15 protein-coding genes are annotated in these 19,240 nt (G+C 67.9%); 9 read left to right on the top strand and 6 right to left on the bottom strand.

Annotated features, from left to right (window positions below; genetic code table 11):
- The first annotated feature begins 42 nt into the window (after positions 1–42).
- From BN3385_RS08860 to BN3385_RS08840, 5 genes are all read left to right on the top strand, one after another.
- Positions 43–411 carry a heme-binding protein gene (locus tag BN3385_RS08860; RefSeq protein WP_059016160.1) on the top strand — a complete coding sequence of 123 codons (369 nt, stop codon included), beginning with the start codon at positions 43–45 and terminating at the stop codon, positions 409–411.
- Between the two features lie 53 nt (positions 412–464).
- Complete coding sequence (locus BN3385_RS08855) at positions 465–680, top strand: ferredoxin (protein WP_059016159.1); 216 nt, start codon at positions 465–467, stop codon at positions 678–680.
- A 65-nt stretch (positions 681–745) separates the two neighbouring features.
- Complete coding sequence (locus BN3385_RS08850; protein WP_502688059.1) at positions 746–2,089, top strand: NAD(P)/FAD-dependent oxidoreductase; 1,344 nt, start codon at positions 746–748, stop codon at positions 2,087–2,089.
- A gap of 13 nt (positions 2,090–2,102) precedes the next feature.
- On the top strand, positions 2,103–3,362 hold the full coding sequence (locus BN3385_RS08845) for a cytochrome P450 (RefSeq protein WP_059016512.1): 1,260 nt from the start codon (positions 2,103–2,105) through the stop codon (positions 3,360–3,362).
- Between the two features lie 92 nt (positions 3,363–3,454).
- Entirely contained in the window at positions 3,455–6,100 is a 2,646-nt protein-coding gene (locus BN3385_RS08840; RefSeq protein ID WP_059016157.1) for a LuxR C-terminal-related transcriptional regulator, read from the top strand.
- A 63-nt stretch (positions 6,101–6,163) separates the two neighbouring features.
- Here the strand turns inward: BN3385_RS08840 and BN3385_RS08835 are convergent, their stop codons facing one another.
- Positions 6,164–6,784: a hypothetical protein gene (locus BN3385_RS08835; RefSeq protein ID WP_156432645.1), complete on the bottom strand. Its 621-nt coding sequence runs from the start codon at positions 6,782–6,784 to the stop codon at positions 6,164–6,166.
- 54 nt (positions 6,785–6,838) lie between these two features.
- Here BN3385_RS08835 and BN3385_RS08830 point away from each other — a divergent pair, with 54 nt between their 5' ends.
- Positions 6,839–7,162 (top strand): hypothetical protein, encoded by a 324-nt coding sequence (locus tag BN3385_RS08830; protein ID WP_156432644.1) that lies wholly within the window; start codon positions 6,839–6,841, stop codon positions 7,160–7,162.
- 753 nt (positions 7,163–7,915) lie between these two features.
- On the opposite strand, the gene BN3385_RS08825 is transcribed toward BN3385_RS08830, so the two are convergent.
- Entirely contained in the window at positions 7,916–11,101 is a 3,186-nt protein-coding gene (locus BN3385_RS08825) for an ATP-binding protein (RefSeq protein WP_059016154.1), read from the bottom strand.
- 104 nt (positions 11,102–11,205) lie between these two features.
- On the opposite strand from BN3385_RS08825, the gene BN3385_RS08820 reads away from it, so the two are divergent.
- Both BN3385_RS08820 and BN3385_RS08815 read left to right on the top strand, forming a co-directional pair.
- The gene (locus BN3385_RS08820; RefSeq protein ID WP_059016511.1) at positions 11,206–15,735 is read left to right on the top strand and encodes an ATP-dependent helicase; all 4,530 of its coding nucleotides are present in this window, start codon (positions 11,206–11,208) and stop codon (positions 15,733–15,735) included.
- 40 nt (positions 15,736–15,775) lie between these two features.
- Positions 15,776–15,982, top strand: a complete 207-nt coding sequence (locus tag BN3385_RS08815; RefSeq protein WP_059016153.1) for a hypothetical protein — start codon at positions 15,776–15,778, stop codon at positions 15,980–15,982.
- A gap of 136 nt (positions 15,983–16,118) precedes the next feature.
- Here the strand turns inward: BN3385_RS08815 and fdxA are convergent, their stop codons facing one another.
- Positions 16,119–16,442 (bottom strand): ferredoxin, encoded by a 324-nt coding sequence (gene fdxA / locus BN3385_RS08810; protein ID WP_059016152.1) that lies wholly within the window; start codon positions 16,440–16,442, stop codon positions 16,119–16,121.
- A 124-nt stretch (positions 16,443–16,566) separates the two neighbouring features.
- Here fdxA and nei2 point away from each other — a divergent pair, with 124 nt between their 5' ends.
- Complete coding sequence (nei2, locus tag BN3385_RS08805; protein WP_059016151.1) at positions 16,567–17,334, top strand: endonuclease VIII Nei2; 768 nt, start codon at positions 16,567–16,569, stop codon at positions 17,332–17,334.
- On the opposite strand, the gene BN3385_RS08800 is transcribed toward nei2, so the two are convergent.
- The 3 genes from BN3385_RS08800 to BN3385_RS08790 form a co-directional block, all read right to left on the bottom strand.
- Entirely contained in the window at positions 17,303–17,848 is a 546-nt protein-coding gene (locus BN3385_RS08800) for a DUF1269 domain-containing protein (protein WP_059016150.1), read from the bottom strand. The genes nei2 and BN3385_RS08800 overlap by 32 nt on opposite strands.
- A 73-nt stretch (positions 17,849–17,921) precedes the next feature.
- Positions 17,922–18,302, bottom strand: a complete 381-nt coding sequence (locus BN3385_RS08795; protein ID WP_059016149.1) for a DUF1330 domain-containing protein — start codon at positions 18,300–18,302, stop codon at positions 17,922–17,924.
- Position 18,303: 1 nt separating this feature from the next.
- The gene (locus BN3385_RS08790; protein ID WP_082690400.1) at positions 18,304–19,176 is read right to left on the bottom strand and encodes an alpha/beta fold hydrolase; all 873 of its coding nucleotides are present in this window, start codon (positions 19,174–19,176) and stop codon (positions 18,304–18,306) included.
- Between the last annotated feature and the right edge of the window lie 64 nt (positions 19,177–19,240).

Below are 19,240 nucleotides of genomic sequence, written 5' to 3'. Positions count from 1 at the left end.
GCTAAACTCGGCACAAGCCGAATATCGGGACTCAGGAGCCTCATGAAATCTGCCACTCGTTCGATCGGCCGCGCTGCCGCAGTCATGCTGTGTGCCGGTGGTGTTCTGTTCGGCGCCGCTGGAACGGCTGTTGCCGATCCCCCGCCGAACTGCACGGCAGCCGACGTCACCGCGGTGATGACGGGAGTGTCGGCGTCGATGACGACGTATCTGTTCACTCATCCCGATGTCAATGACTTCCTCACCAGTCTGCAGGGTTTGAGCAAAGCCGACGCCAAGCAGAAGACCAAGGACTACCTGGCGGCGAACCCGCAGGTCCACGACGAGATCGAGGCGATTCGCCAGCCCGGCAAAGATCTGCGGGACCGGTGTGGCATTCCGCTGAAGGCTGAGATCGCCAGCGTTCTCTGAGAGCTGGCCGGAATTCAGGACTTGACCAGCAGGGCCAATTAGTCTCAGCGCTCATGCGCTTGGTCGTCGATCTGAACAAGTGCCAGGGGTATGCACAATGCGTGCCGCTGGCACCGGAAGTGCTCGAGCTGGTCGGTGAAGAGGCTCTGGCCTACGACCCCAATCCCGACGAATCGCAACGACAGCGGGTCTTGCGCGCCGCGGCGTCCTGCCCGGTGCAGGCCATCATCGTCGAGGCCGACCCGCCCGCGGACCGGGACACGCTGTGACCGCCCCGCAGAGCGGCGGCTACCAGCTCGACAAGGTCGTCGAACAGTTCCGCGCCGAGGGCCGGATCGCCATCGTCGGCGCTTCGCTGGCCGGACTTCGTGCCGCGGAGGCCCTGCGGGACAAGGGGTTCAACGGTTCACTGACCATCATCGGTGACGAGCCGCACGAACCCTACGATCGGCCGCCGCTGTCCAAGCAGGTCCTCAAGGGCTGGGTGCCCGCCGACCACACCAAGTTGCCCCGGCTGCGCCCGGTGGACGCCACCTGGAAGCTCGGGGTCGCCGCCGTCGGCCTGGACCGGTTCAACCATGTGGTGACGCTGGCCAATGGCGAGGACGTCGAATACGACCGGCTGCTGATCGCCACCGGTACCCGGGCCCGGCCGTGGCCCAACCCGGAAGAGGGCGCGCTGCAGGGTGTCTTCACTATGCGCACCGTTGAAGACGCAACGGGGTTGTCCGCCGCGCTCAAGGCCCGGCCCAAGCGGGTGCTGATCGTGGGTTCCGGATTCGTGGGCTCTGAGATCGCCTCGGTGTGCCGCGATCTCGGTCTGGACGTGACGGTGGCCGAGCGCGGCAAGGGCCCGTTGATGGGTGCGCTCGGCGGGGTGATCAGTGAGATCGCCGCGGGCATGATGCGCGATGCCGGAGTGGATCTGCGCACCGGCATTGCGGTGCAGGGACTTTCGGGCGACAGTTCCGGGCATGTCCGCCAGGCCCACCTGTCAGATGGCACCGTGCTCGACGTCGACGTGGTAGTGGCCTCGCTGGGCTCGATCCGCAATGTCGAGTGGCTCGACGGGGCAGGTCTTGCCGCGGGGCCGTGGGGGCTGGCCTGCGACGCCGGCTGTCGCGCCTTCGACATCAACGGCGTGGTGACCGACCACATCTTCGTCGCCGGGGACGTCGCCCGCGCCCCGCACGTCCTCTACGACTACGAGTTCCTCTCCCAGGAGCATTGGGACAACGCCGTTTTCGGCGCCGAGGTGGCCGCGAACAACATGATCAACCTGGAGGTGGGCCGTCGCCCGCACCTGCCGTTGCCGTCGTTCTGGTCCGGGCAGTTCGGAGTGAACATCAAGAGCGTCGGGGTGTGCTCGTTCGGCAACGAGATCGTCTTCACCCAGGGTTCGCCGTCGGAGCGGCGCTTCGCCGCCGCTTACGGCAGGCGTGGGCGCATCGTCGGCGCCGTCACCTTCAACCACGGAAAGTGGCTGCCGTACTACGCCTCCCTGATCGAGAAGTCGGCGCCGTTCCCGCCGCCGCCGCCCGGCTACGACCGGCCGGTGGACACCGAGGTGATGCCGGCCCGATTCCCCGATCCGCGCGAGCCCGCCGGCAATCCCGATGTGGTGCTCACCGGACATGACCCGACCGATCGCAGCGCCGAGTTCCGGCCGCGGGCATAAGGAGAACGCCGCCATGGATGCCGCTACCGCCTGGGCCGAGGCGATGAAGTTCGAGAACCGGCCCAACCCGTACCCCTACTTCGAAGAGTTGCGCAAGACGCCCGTCGCGAAGGTGTCGGAGAAGACCTATGTGGTCACCGGCTACCCGGAAGCACTTGCGCTGTCGCATGATCCGCGGATCAGCTCCGATATCAGCCGAAGCCCGTCAGGGCTGTTCGGGGAGAAGCAGACCCATCTGGAGGCCACCGAGGTCGCTCAGGCCCGCGATGCCAGCATGCTCGTGTCCGACCCACCAGAGCACGACAGAATGCGCCGGCAGTTCATGCGGCACTTCGGACCACCGCACTCCCCCGACCTGATTCCCGGCATGGAGTCGATGGTCGCCGACCTGGCCAACGATCTGCTGGACAAGGTGAAAGCACGCGGTGGCACGCGGATGGATGTCGTCGAAGACTTTTCCTACCCGATCCCGGTGTCGGTGATCTTCCGGGTACTGGGCTTGCCGATCGAAGACGAACCGCAGTTCCACGCCTGGGTCACCGACTTCATGCAGGGCGCCGACGTCGGTCCCGAAGCAGACACCGAGGAAGGCCGGGCGGCGGCGGCCAAGGCGGCCACCAGCATGGTGGAGTTGGGGACCTACGTCCACGACCAGATTGAGCGCCTGGCCCGCGAGCCGGGGCCAGGCCTACTGTCGGCCGCACTGCACGATGACGGCCCCGACGGCCCGGTGTCCAAGGAGGTCGCCGAGTCCAACGCGCTGCTGCTGATGGTCGCCGGACATGACTCGACGGTGAACACGATCAGCAACTGCGTGATGACGCTGCTGCGTAACCAGGGTTCTTGGGACCTGATCCGCGACCATCCCGACCTGATTCCACGGACGATCGAAGAGGTGCAGCGGTTGCAAGGGGCGGTGCAGTTCTTCCCGAGCCGCTGGGCCACCGCCGATATCGAGATCGCCGGCACCCGGATCCCGGCCGGTTCGGCGGTATTCCTGGTGTGGGCGGCGGCCAACCGTGATCCGCGCAAGTTCGAGAAGCCCGATCGGTTCGATCCGCTGCGCGAGGGCAACGAACACCTCGGGTTCGGCAGCGGTATCCACACCTGTTTCGGCGGTCCACTGGCCAGGCTGGAGATCAACGTCGCGTTGGAGATCTTCCTGCGCCGGGTGCGCTCGCCGCGATTGGTCGTCGACCCACCGCCGTACCGGCACAACCAGGTGTTCCGGGGACCGCGGCACCTGTGGGTGGATTTCGCCTCGATCGACTGACCCGCTGCGGGTGCAGTAGTCCACTACTGCACTCTTTCGGGAACCCCCGCATTCAGAAGCGATCGCCGACGCTGCGGGCTACCGTTCTTCACGTGCGCTTGTCGTGGCCGTTGATTGGTCGCAGCGGGCAGATGACGACCATCGTGTCCGCCCTGACGGCGCCGGATACCTCCGGTGTCGTGATCTGCGGCGGCGCGGGTGTGGGCAAGAGCAGGCTGGCGCACGAGGCCCTCGCGTCGGCCGAGACGTCCGGTTTCGACACACGGTGGGTCGCCGGCGCCTCCTCTGCCCGACAGATTCCGCTCGGCGCTTTCAGCGCGTGGACTCCCTCTTCGGCCACCGACACCGTCCATTTGGTCCGCGGGGTGATCGATGCCCTCACCGGCGCGGGTCGCAACAAGCGAGTCGCGCTGCTCGTGGACGATGCGCACCTCCTCGATGACCTGTCCGCCTTCGTCGTGCACCAACTAGTGCAACGACGGGCAGCCACGGTGATCCTCACCGTCCGCGACGACGAACCGGTATCCGCGTCGGTACAGGAGATCTGGAAGGCCGGCAGGTTCACCTGGCTGGACCTCGCACCGCTGACCCGTGAGCAGACCGTGGCGCTTCTCGGCGCGACTCTGGGCGAGCGAGTGGATGCCGTTGCTGCAGAACAGCTGTGGCGGCTGACCCAGGGAAATGCACTCTATCTGCGCACCATCGTCGAACAAGAGGTCTCCGACGGCCGCCTTACCCAGAGTGGGAGCGTCTGGCACTGGACGGGTGATCCGGTCTTGCCCCCCGATCTGGTCGGATTGATCGAGACCCGGATGGGTTCGCTCGCCGATCCGCTCGGTGACGTGATCGACGTCCTCGCGGTCGCCGAACCGCTCGAACTGGCCATCCTGACCAACCTCACCGATCCGGCGGCGATCGAGGAGGCCGAGACCCGCAACCTCATCCGGGTGGACGGCCCCGGTGACGGGCGGGTTCGGGTTGCCCACCCTCTTTACTCCGAGGTTCGCCGAAGAAAATCGCCGCGCACGCGGCTTCGTCGACTACGCGGGATGGTCGCCACCGAACTGGCGGCCCGCGGTTCCGACGACATCGCTCTGCTGGTGCGCCGCGCCGCACTCAGCGTCGAGTCCGATCTGCCACCGGATGCCGATCTGCTGCTGACGGCCGCTCGCGGTGCGGTCTGGCTGGCCGACCTTCACCTCGCCGAGCGACTGGCGGCGGCCGCGATCGATGCCGGGGCCGGCCCTGAGGCGAATCTTCTTCGGGGCCATGCCCTGTCCTGGCTCGGTCAGGGTCAGGCTGCCGAATCCGTGCTCGCGCCGCTGGCGGGTCGTGAGCTTGAGGACGCCGTTCGCGCGCGGCTGGCCTTCCTGCGCGCCAGCAACACGCTGTGGGCACTGGGCAGCCCCGACGACGCCGGCTCGATCATCGAGGAAGTTTCCGATGTCGCGACGGCTGACGGGCGCAACCACATCGACGCGTTCCGCACGGTGCTCTTCTTCGCCACGGACCGACCTGCCTCGGCGCTGGCCGCCGCAAAAACACTTGAGGTCGAGAATCTTCCACCGGTAGTAGGAGCTGAGGTGGCGTGGGCCCTGGCCACCATCGCCGCCGATGCAGGCCGAGCCGACGATGCGGTATCCACCGCCGAGGCGGGATATCTCGCGGCCGACCGTTCCCTGGACGCTCCGCACATGCGGTTCAACATCGCCGACGCGCACGTGGCTGCGCTTGCCTTGGCGGGACGGCTGGGTGACGCCATCGAGGTGGCTGACCGCGTACGCGTCGCGGCGGCCGAGCTTCCCGGTGCCGCACAGCTACTCGGTCCGGCCGTGGCCGGCCGCGCCCTGCTGGCGGCCGGCCAGCTCGACGCGGGCGTTGAACTCCTACAGCAGGCTGTCCTCGGCCTGTCAGCCACCCACTCGTCGGGTTGGGGTCATCGCTATCGGATCCCGTTGGCCACCGCGCTGGCCATGCGGGGATCGCTCGCCGAAGCCTCGACCGCACTCGCCACCATCGATCGCGGACGTCGCGCATTCCGGCAATTGGACTACGAGCACAGTCTGGCCAAGGCCTGGCTGGTCGCCAACGAAGGATCGGTGAGCGAAGCGATCACCATCGCGCGCTGCGCCGCCGTCCGCGCCCGCGACGACGGCCGGTTCGCCGCCGAGGTGCTCTGCCTGCAGACGGCGACGCAATTCGGTTGCCATACCGGCGCCGCCCGCTTGGCCGAACTGACTGCCCTGGTCGACGGCCCCCGGGCTGCTGTTGCGGCCCGATTCGCCTCGGCACTGCGCGCTGAGGATGCCGCCGAACTAGTCTGTGTATCGGAACATTTCGAGCGTATCGGTGACCTGGTCGGGGCCGCCGACGCCGCGGCGCACGCCGCACTGGTACATCGCCGCCAGGACCGGCGCGGCTCGGCTCTGACGTGTTCGAGCCGAGCGGCGACGCTGGCACAACGATGCGGCACAGTCGTCACACCGGCGCTGAGCCAGGCGGCCGCACCGGTGCCGTTCACCAATCGGGAGCGCGAGATCGTCATGTTGATCCGCCAGCGGATGACCAATCCCGATATCGCCAAGCGGCTGACCCTGTCGGTGCGCACCGTGGAAAGCCACATCTACCGGGCGATGGCCAAAACCGGAACCTCCACCAGGGAAGAACTGGCGGCTCTGCTCTCCGACTCGCATCACGACGGCAGTACGTCTGGCCGATCTGCAGTGCTCGGCTACTGACGGCAGTGGAGGCTGGTCGCATCACGCTTGAGTGATGACGAACGCACAGCAGAGAAGGCACCGCTACAGCGGTGGAATGGCATTGGTCGGCGCCGGGATTTTGGCAGCCCATCTGGTAACGGCCTCGCCGGAGTACCCCGACATCCGAACGGTTGTCCAGCCGGTCCAGTTTGTCTCGTTCACCTCGCCGTCGGCGGCGCAGATACGCGCAGCGGCATCGAACATCGCCAGCAACCAGTCCACGGGCGGCCCCGCCCAACCATTCCCGATCAATCTCACGCCAGCCGACATCGGGGCGAAGATTGTCGAAGCAGTTGCGACCGCGATAACCGCCCCGTTGGTGATCGCCTTCTTTGCGGTGATGTGGGTGGTGTCGCAACTCCAGCGACTCGTCGCAGGCCCGGCGGCGCCCGTCGTCTCGACCACCAGAGCCGCTGCTCGTGATACTTCGCCGTCATCAGCCATATCGACCGCGCACTCACCGAGTGCAGCGACCACCCGCGCCTCGGCGGCCACGCCCGTCAACCAGCCGGCCAGTCGTATGCGCGCCCGCAGTTCCGCGGCAACGAGCCTACGTAGCATTGCGGCGAAGACGGTCGGCGCCAGGCAGAGCGCGCACTCCGCCGATGATTCCACGACGAAACGCGCGGTGAACGGCGCGGCCGACAGGTCGGAGAAATCCACTGGGCGCAGTGCTCGCCACGCCACATCCGCCGCAAGCAGCGCTTCCGATCAATGATGGCCGCCGACACCATGACGGCCGCACTGGAAGTCGCTGTCGTCGCGATCGCGGTCGCGGCCATGCTGGACGTTCCCAGACTCGTCGGAGCCACCACCGCGACAGCCTCGATCGGTGACCGGATGGCTGATGAACTGGCGGCAGCCAGCCAGACCAACAAGCGTCACCCCGATGGCAACGACAAGCCGAGCGCGACAACACGTCCCATTGGCACCGGAGCTCGCAGTCAGCGAGCATCTGGCGACTCCGACGACGCCATGAAATCGCCTGATAATCATCCTGCTCAGCCACCACCAGCCGACAATGCGGTACCTCGCTACTGATCAAGTCGGTGCCACACCCTGACAGGCTGCCGAGCATGAACAACACAGCGAAAGTGCCCCGCTGGACACATCGACAATTCACCCGATGCATCTGCGTGGCGAGTGCGGGAATCCTGGCGGCCACCGTCGTGGTGGCGCCGCCGGACCACCACATCACATCCAATGAGCGATACGCGGTGAGACTCACGGCCACTCAAGCCTCAACGGTCGCCGCACCGACCTCGGGGCTTACCGGCAAACGGCAGCCGGCGGCTGCGAGCCGGGTCGCGCTGACGCCTACCGCTGCGGAATCAGGTAGCCCGTTGTTGGAACAAGCGCCCGGAGTCATCGTCTTTGCGGTGCTGTTCTTCGGCCCCATCCTGCTCGCAGGCGCGGTCGGTACCGTCATCTGGGCGCTCAGCTTGCCGGTTCTCCTGGTTCAAGAGGCGGCCCGCTGGCTGACGAGAGGGGTGTCCGGCAATCCGTCACCAACAACCGCGGCCGCCGCAAAGGCCACCAACACGGGAAGCGCCGAAACGACCACGGCCCACTCCGCGCGCCCCGTCGGGCAGGGGACACTCCGTAACGCGGCCGGATCGGCGCGGTCAATCCTTCGGCGACCTGCCGACGCTGTTTCCCCCGTACGGCCGTCAGCTGCTGCACGTTCATCGCGCACATCAGCCGCGTCCTCGCCGCATGATTCGGGGCGGGAACCGACGGTAAACCATTCGACCCACCGTTCGACGGGTGCATCGGCACGACCGGCGCGGGGGCTCAGTTCGCCGGTGTAGAGCCCAGCGGTGCGCCGTCGGCCATGCTGGCGGCCCACTCGCTATGCCCCTCGTAGTCAAGCGATTCCGCTCGCTGCCGGTAGTCGGCGACCAGGGCACGATAGGCTGCATCATCGCCGCGGGCTGCCGCGAGCAGGGCACGCAACCGAAGCACGGTCACCTCCAGGATGGCAGCCTGCTTCAGCTGACCCAGCTCGGCGATCAGATTCTCCGCCTCCTCCAGGTCGCTCTCGCTCCCCCGGTCGATCAGCGTCTCCACCAGAATCGCTGTGCAGCAACCGATCCACCCGACCCGGCGAGCATCGAGCAGATCCCCGACGGCCAGCCGCATCTGATCGAGTGCGCTGTCGCGGTCGCCGTGCCGGGCCAGTTCCCGCGCGGCGCAGACAGTGGCTAGGGGAACCAGAGAGGGCGATCGCTCAGGCAGCCAGATGTCGCGTGCCGTGAGCATCAACTCCAGTCCGCGGGCACGGTCCGCCTCGGCGGGGGAGCACAACAGTGCCACGGCGAGACCGAATTTCGACCCGACCACCGAGAAGTCATTGCTGGCACCCTCAGCCTGCTGCGCCGCCTCGGCGATTGTCTGGATCGCGTCGGCGTCGGCTCGGACAACCCCGTACAGCAGGGCGCCGTGAGCCCAGACCGCCACCAAGGCGAAGGCGGAGGGGCCAGCACCACGGGCGATCTCGAGAGCATCGTCGACATCGCGCCGCCAGCCGGGGCGGCCGATCCACCATCCCGCCAGGCCGCGAAACACCATTGCAATCGCGAGGGGTGAGCCGATTCCGAACGCTGAGCCCAGCGTCGAGTCGCCGTCGGCCAGCTCGACAAGGCGATGCGACCAGGTGGCGATAGCGTCGATGTCACCGCTGTTGAACCAGTTGGCGAATGCCACGAACGCCAATCCCAATGTGAGCGCGGGATCGCCGATCGAATCCAGCAGTTCCATCTGTTCCATCGCCAGCCGGGAACCCTCGCCGGGGCGTCCGGCATACAACAACTCGGAAGCCAGCCCGGTCATCCCGATGGCCAGCGAGACCCTGTCCCCTGCCGCAGTGCATAATTCGCGCAGTTCGGTAAACCGTCCCCAGCTGTCCTGGACAACCTCCGCCTGCCAATCCGTCGCACACAGCATGGTGCGCGGGGCGATCCGCATGCCTCGGTGTTGCGGGCTGTCCGGCAGCCGGTCGGCAACGGCGCACGCCCGCTCCCAGCTGATCCGGGCTGCACCGAGATCACGATTGGTCGACCATGCCGCAGCCCGCAGGTGCCAGCCGTACGCCGCTTCGAGATCGCCGGCGGCATCGAGATGTTCGGCAATGAGCGCGGCGTTCTCCTCGACCGATTCGGGGGCCCGCTCCTCGATCACCGTTGCCAGCCGCCGATGCCATTCGGAGCGCGTCGATTTCAGCTGCGATTCGTAGGCAACGGCCTTGATCAACGGGTGCCGGAAATCGTACTCGGCGGTGGGGGTGGATCGCACCTGCTCGACCAACTCCACCCCCAACAGCTCATCGAAGACGGGATCGATACCCAATGTAGTGAGTAGCTCCGCGCCGAAGCGCGCTCCGATCACCGCCGCCGCGTGCAGCGTTTGCTTGGCCGGCGCGCTGAGGCGATCCAGGCGCGCGGTGATGGCGGCCTGGACCGTGGCGGGCACCGTCACCTCACCGACGTCGGCCCGACGGACGTAGGCGCCGCGCTCCCCGGTCAGCACGCCCCGCTGCACCAACTCGCGGACGATCTCCTCGGCGAAGAACGGATTTCCGGCTGCCCGTTGCGCAATGGTGGTGGACAGGTCCCGGACGGACGGATGGGTACCGAGCAGTTCGATGATCAGCGCGGTGGTATCCGAATCACCAAGGGGCTTCAGGAGAATCGTCGCAGCGGCGGACAGCCGCGCCAGGACGCCCTCATAGTCCGGTCGATACGTGATCAACACCAGCGTCGGCGTGCCCGCGATGACCGCGAGCAGATCGGCCACGATCGATTCGCTGACGGGGTCGATCCAATGCGCGTCTTCGATGATCAGCAGCGCCGGGGCGGTACGCGCCAGCGAGGCGGCATTGATCAGCGCTGTGAACCGGCGCCGCCGGGCCGCCGGATCGATCTGCGGCGCAGGCACATCCGGGTCGGCGATACCGAGCAGATCGTCGAACAACAACAGGTCCACCGGATCGGCACCCGGGAACGTCGCCCGCACCTTCTCCCGGGCCTCGGACGCTGCGAGGTCGGTCACCCCGGTCGCCGCCCGCAACAACTGGGCCACCGCATGGAATGGCACCTCAGCGGTGTGGGATTCGCAGTAGGTCCATGTCACCTCGACACCGCGCCGGGCAGCCAGCGCCGCCGCCTCACGCGCGAGCCGGGATTTGCCGATGCCGGGCGGTCCGACCACACACCGCACGCCACCGCGGCCACCAATCGTCTCTTCGATATGAGCCTCGATGGCGGCCATCTCGCCGCCCCGGCCCACAAGACTGGCCTCGAAGCGTCCGATCGTTCGGTCGGCGATGCCCAGCAGTCGGCGAGCCAGCACCGGCTGGTCGGATCCCTTGACCTGACACCATTCGGGGTCGGACAGGTCGGTGCGGTGTTCGACCAGCCGGGCGGTGTATTCGGAGAGCAACACGCCGCCGGGTGGGGCCACCGTTTCCATCCGCTGCGCGAATCCGACGGTCTCGCCCGTGGCGGCGTATCCCAGCACCCCGGAGCCGATCCGACCGGCGATCACCCGCCCTGAGTTGAGCCCCACCCGAATGCTGACCTCGACGCCGTCACGGCTCCGCACGTCGGCGGCCACCTTGCGGGCTTCGTCCTGCATCTCCAGGGCCGCCAGGCAGGCCCGGAACGCGTGGTCCTCCAGCGCCACCGGTGCGCCGAACAGCGCCATCACTCCATCGCCGTTGTATTCGACCGTTCCGCCATAGCGGCGCGCGACGGCTGCGGTTCGCTCCAGCAACTCGGTCATCACATCGCGCAACCGCTCGATGTCCAAAGCTGCCGCGATCGCCATCGAGCGCACCACATCGGCGAAAAGCACCGTGACCTGCTTGTACTCCGAGGGGGCCGACGTTGCGCTGAGCTGCGCACCGCACTGCCCGCAGAATCGGGCGCCCTCGTGTGGTCTGGCCCCACACGACCGGCAGATTTCGGTAGCCGACGTCACCGCACCCCCTACCCGTGTGGCCAGGGTAGGGCCAGGCGGCGATCGATGCAGCCAAGTTTGTCGGTAGGACCTGGCAGGCTGGTGTCGTGAGTCCCGCCGACGTGATGGCCCGGTTCAGTCCGCTGACCCGGAGCTGGTTCGCGGGCACGTTCGTCGAGCCCACTGCCGCCCAGGCGCAGGCGTGGGCGGCGATCGCCAACGGGGACAACACCCTGGTCATCGCCCCAACCGGGTCGGGCAAGACGCTGGCGGCGTTCCTGTGGGCCATCGACCAGTTGGCGCAGGAGCCGACGGGTGACGGGCAGGAGCGCAGCCGCGGCACTCGGGTGCTCTACGTCTCGCCGCTGAAGGCGTTGGCGGTCGACGTCGAACGCAACTTGCGCACCCCGCTCACCGGCATCACCCGGATTGCCGAACGCGACGGCCTGCCGGTTCCGCAGATCAGCGTCGGCGTCCGTTCCGGTGACACTCCCCCTGCCCAGCGCCGCGAACTGATCACCCGGCCGCCGGACATCCTGATCACCACACCGGAGTCGCTGTTCTTGATGCTGACCTCGGCGGCCCGCGAGACGCTGGCCGGGGTGCAGACCGTCATCGTCGACGAGGTGCATGCCGTCGCCGGAACCAAACGCGGGGCGCATCTGGCGGTGTCGCTGGAACGTCTCGACGCGATGCTGGCCAAGCCGGCACAGCGGATCGGCCTGTCTGCCACCGTTCGTCCGCCCGAGGAGGTGGCCCGCTTCCTCTCCGGTGCGCGGCCGACGACGATCGTGGCGCCGCCTGCGGCCAAGACCTTCGAGCTCACCGTCCAGGTGCCGGTCCCCGATATGGCCAATCTCGAGAACAATACGATCTGGCCCAATGTCGAGGCGCGCATCGTCGACCTGATCGAGGCGCACCAGTCGACCATCGTGTTCGCCAACTCCCGCCGACTGGCCGAGCGGCTGACGTCGCGGATCAATGAGATTCACGCGGAGCGCAGCGGCATCGAACTGGCCGCACCGGCCAACCGGGAAGTACCGGGTGGTCCGCCCGCCCACGTGATGGCCAGCGGGCAGACCTTCGGGGCTGAGCCGCTACTGGCCCGCGCGCACCACGGCTCGGTGTCCAAGGAGCAGCGCGCCGCGGTCGAAGACGACCTGAAGACGGGGCGCCTCAAGGCGGTCGTGGCCACCTCGAGCCTGGAACTCGGCATCGACATGGGCGCGGTGGATCTGGTGATCCAGGTCGAGGCGCCGCCGTCCGTGGCCAGCGGCCTGCAGCGCATCGGCCGGGCCGGCCACCAGGTCGGCGAGATCTCCCGCGGCGTGCTGTTCCCCAAGCACCGGACCGATCTGATCGAGTGTGCGGTCAGCGTGCAACGGATGCTCGGCGGCCAGATCGAGACGATGCGCGTACCGACCAACCCGCTGGACATCCTGGCCCAGCACACCGTGGCGGCGTGCGCGCTGGAGCCGGTCAGTGCTGACGAATGGTTCGACGTGGCGCGCCGCAGCGCGCCGTTCGCGACGCTGCCCCGCAGCGCGTTCGAGGCCACCCTGGATCTACTGTCGGGCAAGTATCCGTCCACCGATTTCGCCGAGCTACGTCCCCGCCTGATCTATGACCGCGACAACGGCACACTGACCGCGCGGCCGGGGGCACAACGATTGGCCGTGACCTCCGGTGGGGCCATCCCGGACCGCGGCATGTTCACCGTGTATCTGGCAACGGATTCCGAAAAGCCCTCGCGGGTAGGCGAACTCGATGAGGAGATGGTTTACGAGTCCCGCCCGGGCGATGTGATCTCGCTGGGGGCCACCAGCTGGCGGATCACCGAGATCACCCACGATCGGGTGCTGGTGATCCCCGCACCCGGACAACCCGCCCGGCTGCCGTTCTGGCGCGGTGACGACGCGGGCCGGCCGGCTGAGCTGGGCCAGGCCGTGGGCCGGTTCACCGGCGAGTTGGCCGGCCTGGACCGTGAACAGTTTGACAGCCGCTGCGCCGCTTTGGGTTTCGCCGACTACGCCACCGACAACTTGTGGCAGCTGCTCGACGATCAGCGCACCGCCACCACGGTGGTGCCCAGCGACACCACCCTGCTGGTGGAGCGGTTCCGCGACGAACTGGGCGATTGGCGGGTGATCCTGCACTCCCCCTACGGCCTGAAGGTGCACGGACCATTGGCGCTGGCCGTCAGCCGGCGGCTGCTCGAGCGTTACGGCATCGACGAGAAACCGACAGCCTCCGACGACGGCATCGTGGTGCGGTTGCCCGACACCGAGGACCGCCCGCCGGGGGCTGACCTGTTCGTCTTCGAACCCGACGAGATCGAGCCGCTGGTCACCACCGAGGTCGGCGGGTCGGCTTTGTTCGCCTCCCGGTTCCGCGAGTGCGCCGCCCGGGCTCTGCTGCTGCCGAAACGCAACCCCGGCAAGCGCTCTCCGCTGTGGCACCAACGGCAGCGGGCGGCCCAGTTGCTCGACGTGGCGCGCAAGTACCCCGACTTCCCCATCGTGCTGGAAGCGGTACGCGAGTGCTTGCAGGACGTCTACGACGTGCCAACGCTGACCGATCTGATGGGCCGGATCGCCCAGCGGCGGGTCCGACTGGTGGAGGTCCCGACGCCGACGCCGTCGCCGTTCGCGGCTTCGCTGCTGTTCGGCTACGTCGGCGCGTTCATGTACGAGGGCGACAGCCCGCTGGCCGAGCGTCGCGCGGCGGCGCTGTCGCTGGACAGCACGCTGCTGTCCGAGCTGTTGGGCCGTGTCGAGCTGCGCGAGCTCCTCGACCCCGATGTCATCGCCGCGACATCGCGCCAATTGCAACATCTCTCGGAGGACCGCAAGGCCCGCGACGCCGAAGGGGTGGCCGACCTATTGCGGTTGCTCGGGCCGCTGACCGAAGATGAGATCGCGCAACGGTGTCAGGCCGCCGACGTCGGAGGCTGGCTGGCCGGACTGCACGCCGCCAAGCGGGTGCTGCCGGTCTCCTATGCCGGCCGGTCGTGGTGGGTCGGCATCGAGGACATCGGGCGACTTCGCGACGCGGTGGGCGTCGCCGTTCCGGTAGGGGTGCCCACCAGTTTCACCGAGACGGTCCCCGATCCGCTCGGCGAGCTGATGGGCCGGTTCGCCCGCACCCGCGGCCCGTTCACCACCGCGGAGGCGGCGGCCCGGTTCGGCCTCGGGCTCCGGGTGGCCGCCGACGTCCTGGGCCGGATGGCCCTGGACGGCAAGCTCATTCGCGGCGAATTCCTTGCCGGCCCTGATGCCGACCAATGGTGTGACGCCGAGGTCCTCCGCATCCTGCGACGCCGTTCACTAGCCGCGCTGCGCGCGCAGGTCGAACCCGTCAGCACCAGCGCCTACGCACGCTTCCTGCCGGCCTGGCAGCAGGTCGGCCGTTCGGCCACCTCTGGGGTGGATGGCCTGGCCGGGGTCATCGACCAACTGGCCGGAGTTCCGATACCCGCCTCGGCGGTCGAGCCGCTGGTGTTCGCTTCGCGGGTCCGGGATTACCAGCCCGCCATGCTCGACGAGCTGCTGGCCTCCGGCGAGGTCACCTGGACGGGAGCCGGGTCGCTGTCCGGCAGCGACGGCTGGATCGCCTTCCACCTCGCCGACACCGCGCCGCTCACCATGGCCGCCCCCGCCGAAATCGACTTCACCGACACCCACCGCGCCATCTTCGACGTGCTGGGCTCGCCGGGTGAGGCGCGCGGGGCGTTCTTCTTCCGACAACTCGTGCAGGGATCCGAGGAGTCCTTCAAAACTGCGCTGTGGGAACTGATCTGGGCCGGCTGGGTCACCGGGGACACGTTCGCGCCCGTGCGCTCCATGCTGGCCGGCGGGCGTAAACCGGGCACCCGCCGACCGGCCGCACCCGCCCACCGCCAGCGTCGCGCGCCGCGGCTGAGCCGGTACTCGGTGGCCAACCCGCAGAGCAGGACCGCGGATCCGACCGTGGCTGGCCGGTGGTCAGCGGTGTCGGTCCGGGAGCCGGATTCGACACTGCGCGCACACTTTTCGGCCGAGATGTTGCTGAACCGCTATGGCGTGTTGACCAAGGGGGCGGTCGCCGCCGAAGGTGTGCCTGGCGGTTTCGCGATGCTCTACAAGGTGCTCAGCGGCTTCGAGGAGGCCGGCCGCTGTCAGCGTGGCTACTTCGTGGAGTCACTCGGTGGTGCCCAGTTCGCGGTCGCCTCGACCGTCGACCGCCTGCGCACCTACCTCGACACCGTCGATCAGGAGCGCCCCGAGTATCGCGCCGTGGTGCTCGCCGCCGCGGACCCGGCCAACCCGTACGGAGCCGCGCTGCCCTGGCCGAACCGCCCCGACACCGACGCCAGCCACCGGCCCGGCCGCAAAGCCGGTGCCCTCGTGGTCCTCGTCGACGGCGACCTGGTGTGGTTCCTCGAACGGGGCGGTCGCTCGCTGCTGAACTTCAGCACCGATGACGAAGCGCAGCGCGCTGCTGCCGGCGCCCTGGCGGAACTGGTGAGCAGCGGCCGGGTCGGCGGGGTGCTGGTCGAGAAGCTCGACGGGGTGCCCGTGCTGGAAGTCGCCGCACATCCAGACCAGCGGGTGAGCGCCGAGGCACTGATCGACGCCGGGTTCGCCCGCACGCCGCGCGGATTGCGGCTGCGCTAGGTGTAACAACCGCGGTCAACGCAAGCAGGAGTTTTTGTTCATGAATCCGGGACACTCGGGCTTCACGTTGGGCGAAGCCGCTGTCGAGCTGTATCCATGGCTGGATGGACTGGGCACCCCCGCGGCGCCAGCAGCTGCCGCAGGTCCGGCAAGCAACAGCGAGCAAGCTGTCAACGTGCCGCAGATACCGGCCACCGTCGTCGTCCGATTGATCCTCATGTTCATGCCCTCCGCGCAGCCGTACTGACAGCAATAAGGTTCCGGCAGGGCCAACGTGTGCGGTATCCGCCGCTTGGGCCACGGGAGGGACGAAAGAGCTGTCCCCCTATCGATGGACAACGGCGTGGTGACACGGTGAAGCCTGCCATCGGAAGTGGTTCGCGTCAGGAGTCAACACGCTGCGGCAGAGCGGCGACGTCGGCATGGTCTCGATCCAGTGCGCCGAGTTTGGCGGCACCGCCCGGCGAGCCGATCTCGGCGAAGAATTCGGCATTGATCCGGGTGTAGGGGCTCAGGTCGTCAGGGAGGTCGTCCTCGTAGAAGATCGCCTCCGTCGGGCAGACGGGTTCACAGGCGCCGCAGTCGACGCACTCCTCGGGCTGGATGTAGAGCATCCGATTGCCTTCGTAGATGCAGTCCACCGGACACTCCTCCACGCAGGCTTTGTCCTTGATGTCCGCACAGGGCGCGGCGATCACATAAGCCATGTGCCGTCCTCCTCCTCGTCGGCGGCAATCGTGTCATTAGTGACACATTTGTGTCAATACTGACGCAATAGCCACCTGGGATAGCGTGGATCCGTGAGTCCAGCACTGCGGCGCGGGGATACCGGTGCCTGAGGGCGACACCGTCTTCCGCACCGCGGCCACACTGCGCGAGGCGCTGGTGGGCAAGACACTCACCCGCTGCGACGTCCGGGTGCCGCGGTACGCGACCGTGGATTTGACCGGCCAGACCGTCGACGAGGTGCTCTCGCGCGGCAAGCACCTCTTCATCAGAGTCGGCGCGGCCAGCATCCACTCACACCTGAAGATGGACGGCAGCTGGCGAGTGGATGCCCGGGGAACTCCGGTGCGCCAGCCGTACAAGATCCGAATCATGTTGGAAACCAGCGATGTCCAGGCAGCCGGCATTGACCTGGGCATCCTCGAGGTGCTGGAGCGCGCCCACGATATGGACGTGGTGGACCACCTGGGCCCGGACCTGCTCGGGCCCGACTGGGACCCGGCACTGGCCGCCGCCAACCTCGTCGCCGACCCGGACCGGCCGATCGCAGCCGCGCTGCTGGATCAGCGGGTGATGGCGGGTGTGGGCAATGTGTACTGCAACGAGCTGTGCTTCGTCTTCGGTCGGCTGCCCACCAGCGCGGTCAGCACGCTGACCGATCCGCTGCGGGTGGTGACGCGAGCACGGGACATGTTGTGGGCCAATCGCTCCCGAACCAACCGGACCACCACCGGAAATCGCCGGACAGGTGAGGAGCTGTGGGTGTACGGCCGCTCCGGTCAGCCATGCCGCAGATGCGGAACGCGGATCGCCCGCGCCGACGGCGTGGACTCCGAGCGGATTACGTACTGGTGTCCGTCGTGCCAGCGCTGATCGGGTGACCGATCTCGGCCATCACCTTGGCCACCTCGTCATCGAGACTGTTGACGGTCGACTTGTCCATGCGCACCGCAGCAGTCTTCGAGGACCGGAACAGCGTGAGTTCCACGGGCACCCGGCCATTCGGGTACACCGCCGCGATCACCACACCGGTACCGGCTTCGAGGGCCTCACCGATCTCGTGGCGCAGCCCGATCCGCAGTTCGTGCTCGGCGAACGAGGCGACCAACGCGCCCGCCGCCCCGCCGACCAGCACCCCGATCCCCACCGGGGGCAGGAACAGGCCGACCAGCAATCCGAGGCCGGCGCCCAGTCCGGCGCCGACCCGGCCATGCCGGTTGTGCGCCTCGACCACCTGGGGCTGGCCGTCATCATCCTTGGTGACCAGCGCGGCCGCCCGTAACTCCATGCCGTGCGCGATCCGCTTCTCCAACTCGTGGAAATCGGCGCGGGCGCGGTCGAGGTCTCCGTACGCGGCGACAAGGATCAGCTCGTGGTCGTCATCCATGGCTTCATCGTGACCTAGGTCACGATCGACGGGTAGGGGCCTAAAGCCACAGCGGCGAGGGCATTGCGACCTTTCAGCCCAGCATCCACTGGGACGTGGCCACCAGATCGCCCTGCTGCAGCGCGGCGGCGCGATGCTCGTGCACCTTCTGGTAGCCCGGGTCGAGCACCATGTCGACGAAGGCTTGCGGCGACGGGTACTCGACGACCAGGATGGCGTCCCACCACGGCCGCTCGCCGTCGCCGATGACGTTGTGCGGAGTGGTGCCCGCGTACCGGACCACACCACCGACGCGCTCCAGGTGCGGCACCACTTCGCGGGAGTAGGTCAAGTAGTGCTGCACACCGTCACCCTCGTGGAACTTCAGCAGGTTGATCATCACCACCGGGGCATCGGCGGGCAGGTTTGCGAACGCCTTGAGGTTGACGGGGCGATCGTCGACAGCATGGGACATTTCAATCTCCTTGGGCAGGTTGACTATTGGCTGACTGGGGTGTGCTGACCCGCTGGCGCAGAAAAGGCAGCACATGCGCGGCGACCTGGTCGGTCTGCTCCAGCCACGCCCAGTGGCCGACGCCGGGCAGGATGTGAATCTGCACCCGGGGGAAAGCCTGGACCTGGCGGTGGGCCTGCTCGACCGGCAGGTACGAATCGGCTGCGCCCCACACCACCAGTGCGTCGTGGTCGTGTGCCCGCAGCCGCGGCGTCAAGGCGGCGACGTCATCGACGCGGGTACTGCGGTAGAGCTTGAGTACCGCACGCTTGGTGTGCGTCGGGACCAGGTGCCGGGCGAGGGTGTCGACCCACTCCCGCGGCAGGCCAGGGTTCTCCCGACCGAGTGCCACCCGGGCCACGCCGAGCGTGGTCCGTCGCATCATGAGCTCCCCGAGCAGCGGTGTGCGCCAGATGCGCGCCATCCTGTGCCAGCGGTAGCCGATCATCACGCCGGTGTTGAGCAGCGTGACGCTGCCGATCAACTCGGGGTGGTCGGCCGCCCAGGTCAGTGCGAACGGGCCGCCGAAATCGTGGGCGACCAGGTGCACCCGCTCGAGGCCGAGCTGGGCGATCAGGCCGTCGAGGAACCGCGCGTAACCGGCCACGGTGTAGTCGCCGTGAGCGGGGGCGTCGGCTGCACCGAAGCCTGGCAGATCCGGGGAGACGACAGTCGCGAACTCGGCGACGCGCACCATCAACGGCATCCAGTCAGCGCCGGCATCGGGGTTGCCGTGCACGAACACCACCGCCTCACGTGCGGCGCCGTGCCCGCCCAGATGGACCGACGTGGTGAGGCCATCCACGGTGATCCGCCGGGTTGCGATCGACGTCATGGCGCCATGGTGCCGCACCCCGGCAGTGCAGGCCTTGACATTCGGCGACCAAAACTTGACATTT

The sequence above is a fragment of the Mycobacterium sp. M26 genome (assembly GCF_001494595.1).
In the GTDB taxonomy this organism is placed as follows: domain Bacteria; phylum Actinomycetota; class Actinomycetes; order Mycobacteriales; family Mycobacteriaceae; genus Mycobacterium.
Note: the sequence above shows the minus strand (reverse complement) of the source record. Positions and strands in the feature narration are given on the sequence as shown.

Coding starts and splice junctions, on each gene's coding strand:
- BN3385_RS08790 (WP_082690400.1), bottom strand. CDS start 19,176: ATGACGTCGATCGCAACCCGGCGGATCACCGTGGATGGCCTCACCACG.
- BN3385_RS08820 (WP_059016511.1), top strand. CDS start 11,206: ATGGCCCGGTTCAGTCCGCTGACCCGGAGCTGGTTCGCGGGCACGTTC.
- BN3385_RS08800 (WP_059016150.1), bottom strand. CDS start 17,848: ATGGATGACGACCACGAGCTGATCCTTGTCGCCGCGTACGGAGACCTC.
- fdxA (WP_059016152.1), bottom strand. CDS start 16,442: ATGGCTTATGTGATCGCCGCGCCCTGTGCGGACATCAAGGACAAAGCC.
- BN3385_RS08845 (WP_059016512.1), top strand. CDS start 2,103: ATGGATGCCGCTACCGCCTGGGCCGAGGCGATGAAGTTCGAGAACCGG.
- BN3385_RS08860 (WP_059016160.1), top strand. CDS start 43: ATGAAATCTGCCACTCGTTCGATCGGCCGCGCTGCCGCAGTCATGCTG.
- BN3385_RS08830 (WP_156432644.1), top strand. CDS start 6,839: ATGGCCGCCGACACCATGACGGCCGCACTGGAAGTCGCTGTCGTCGCG.
- BN3385_RS08795 (WP_059016149.1), bottom strand. CDS start 18,302: ATGTCCCATGCTGTCGACGATCGCCCCGTCAACCTCAAGGCGTTCGCA.
- BN3385_RS08855 (WP_059016159.1), top strand. CDS start 465: ATGCGCTTGGTCGTCGATCTGAACAAGTGCCAGGGGTATGCACAATGC.
- BN3385_RS08815 (WP_059016153.1), top strand. CDS start 15,776: ATGAATCCGGGACACTCGGGCTTCACGTTGGGCGAAGCCGCTGTCGAG.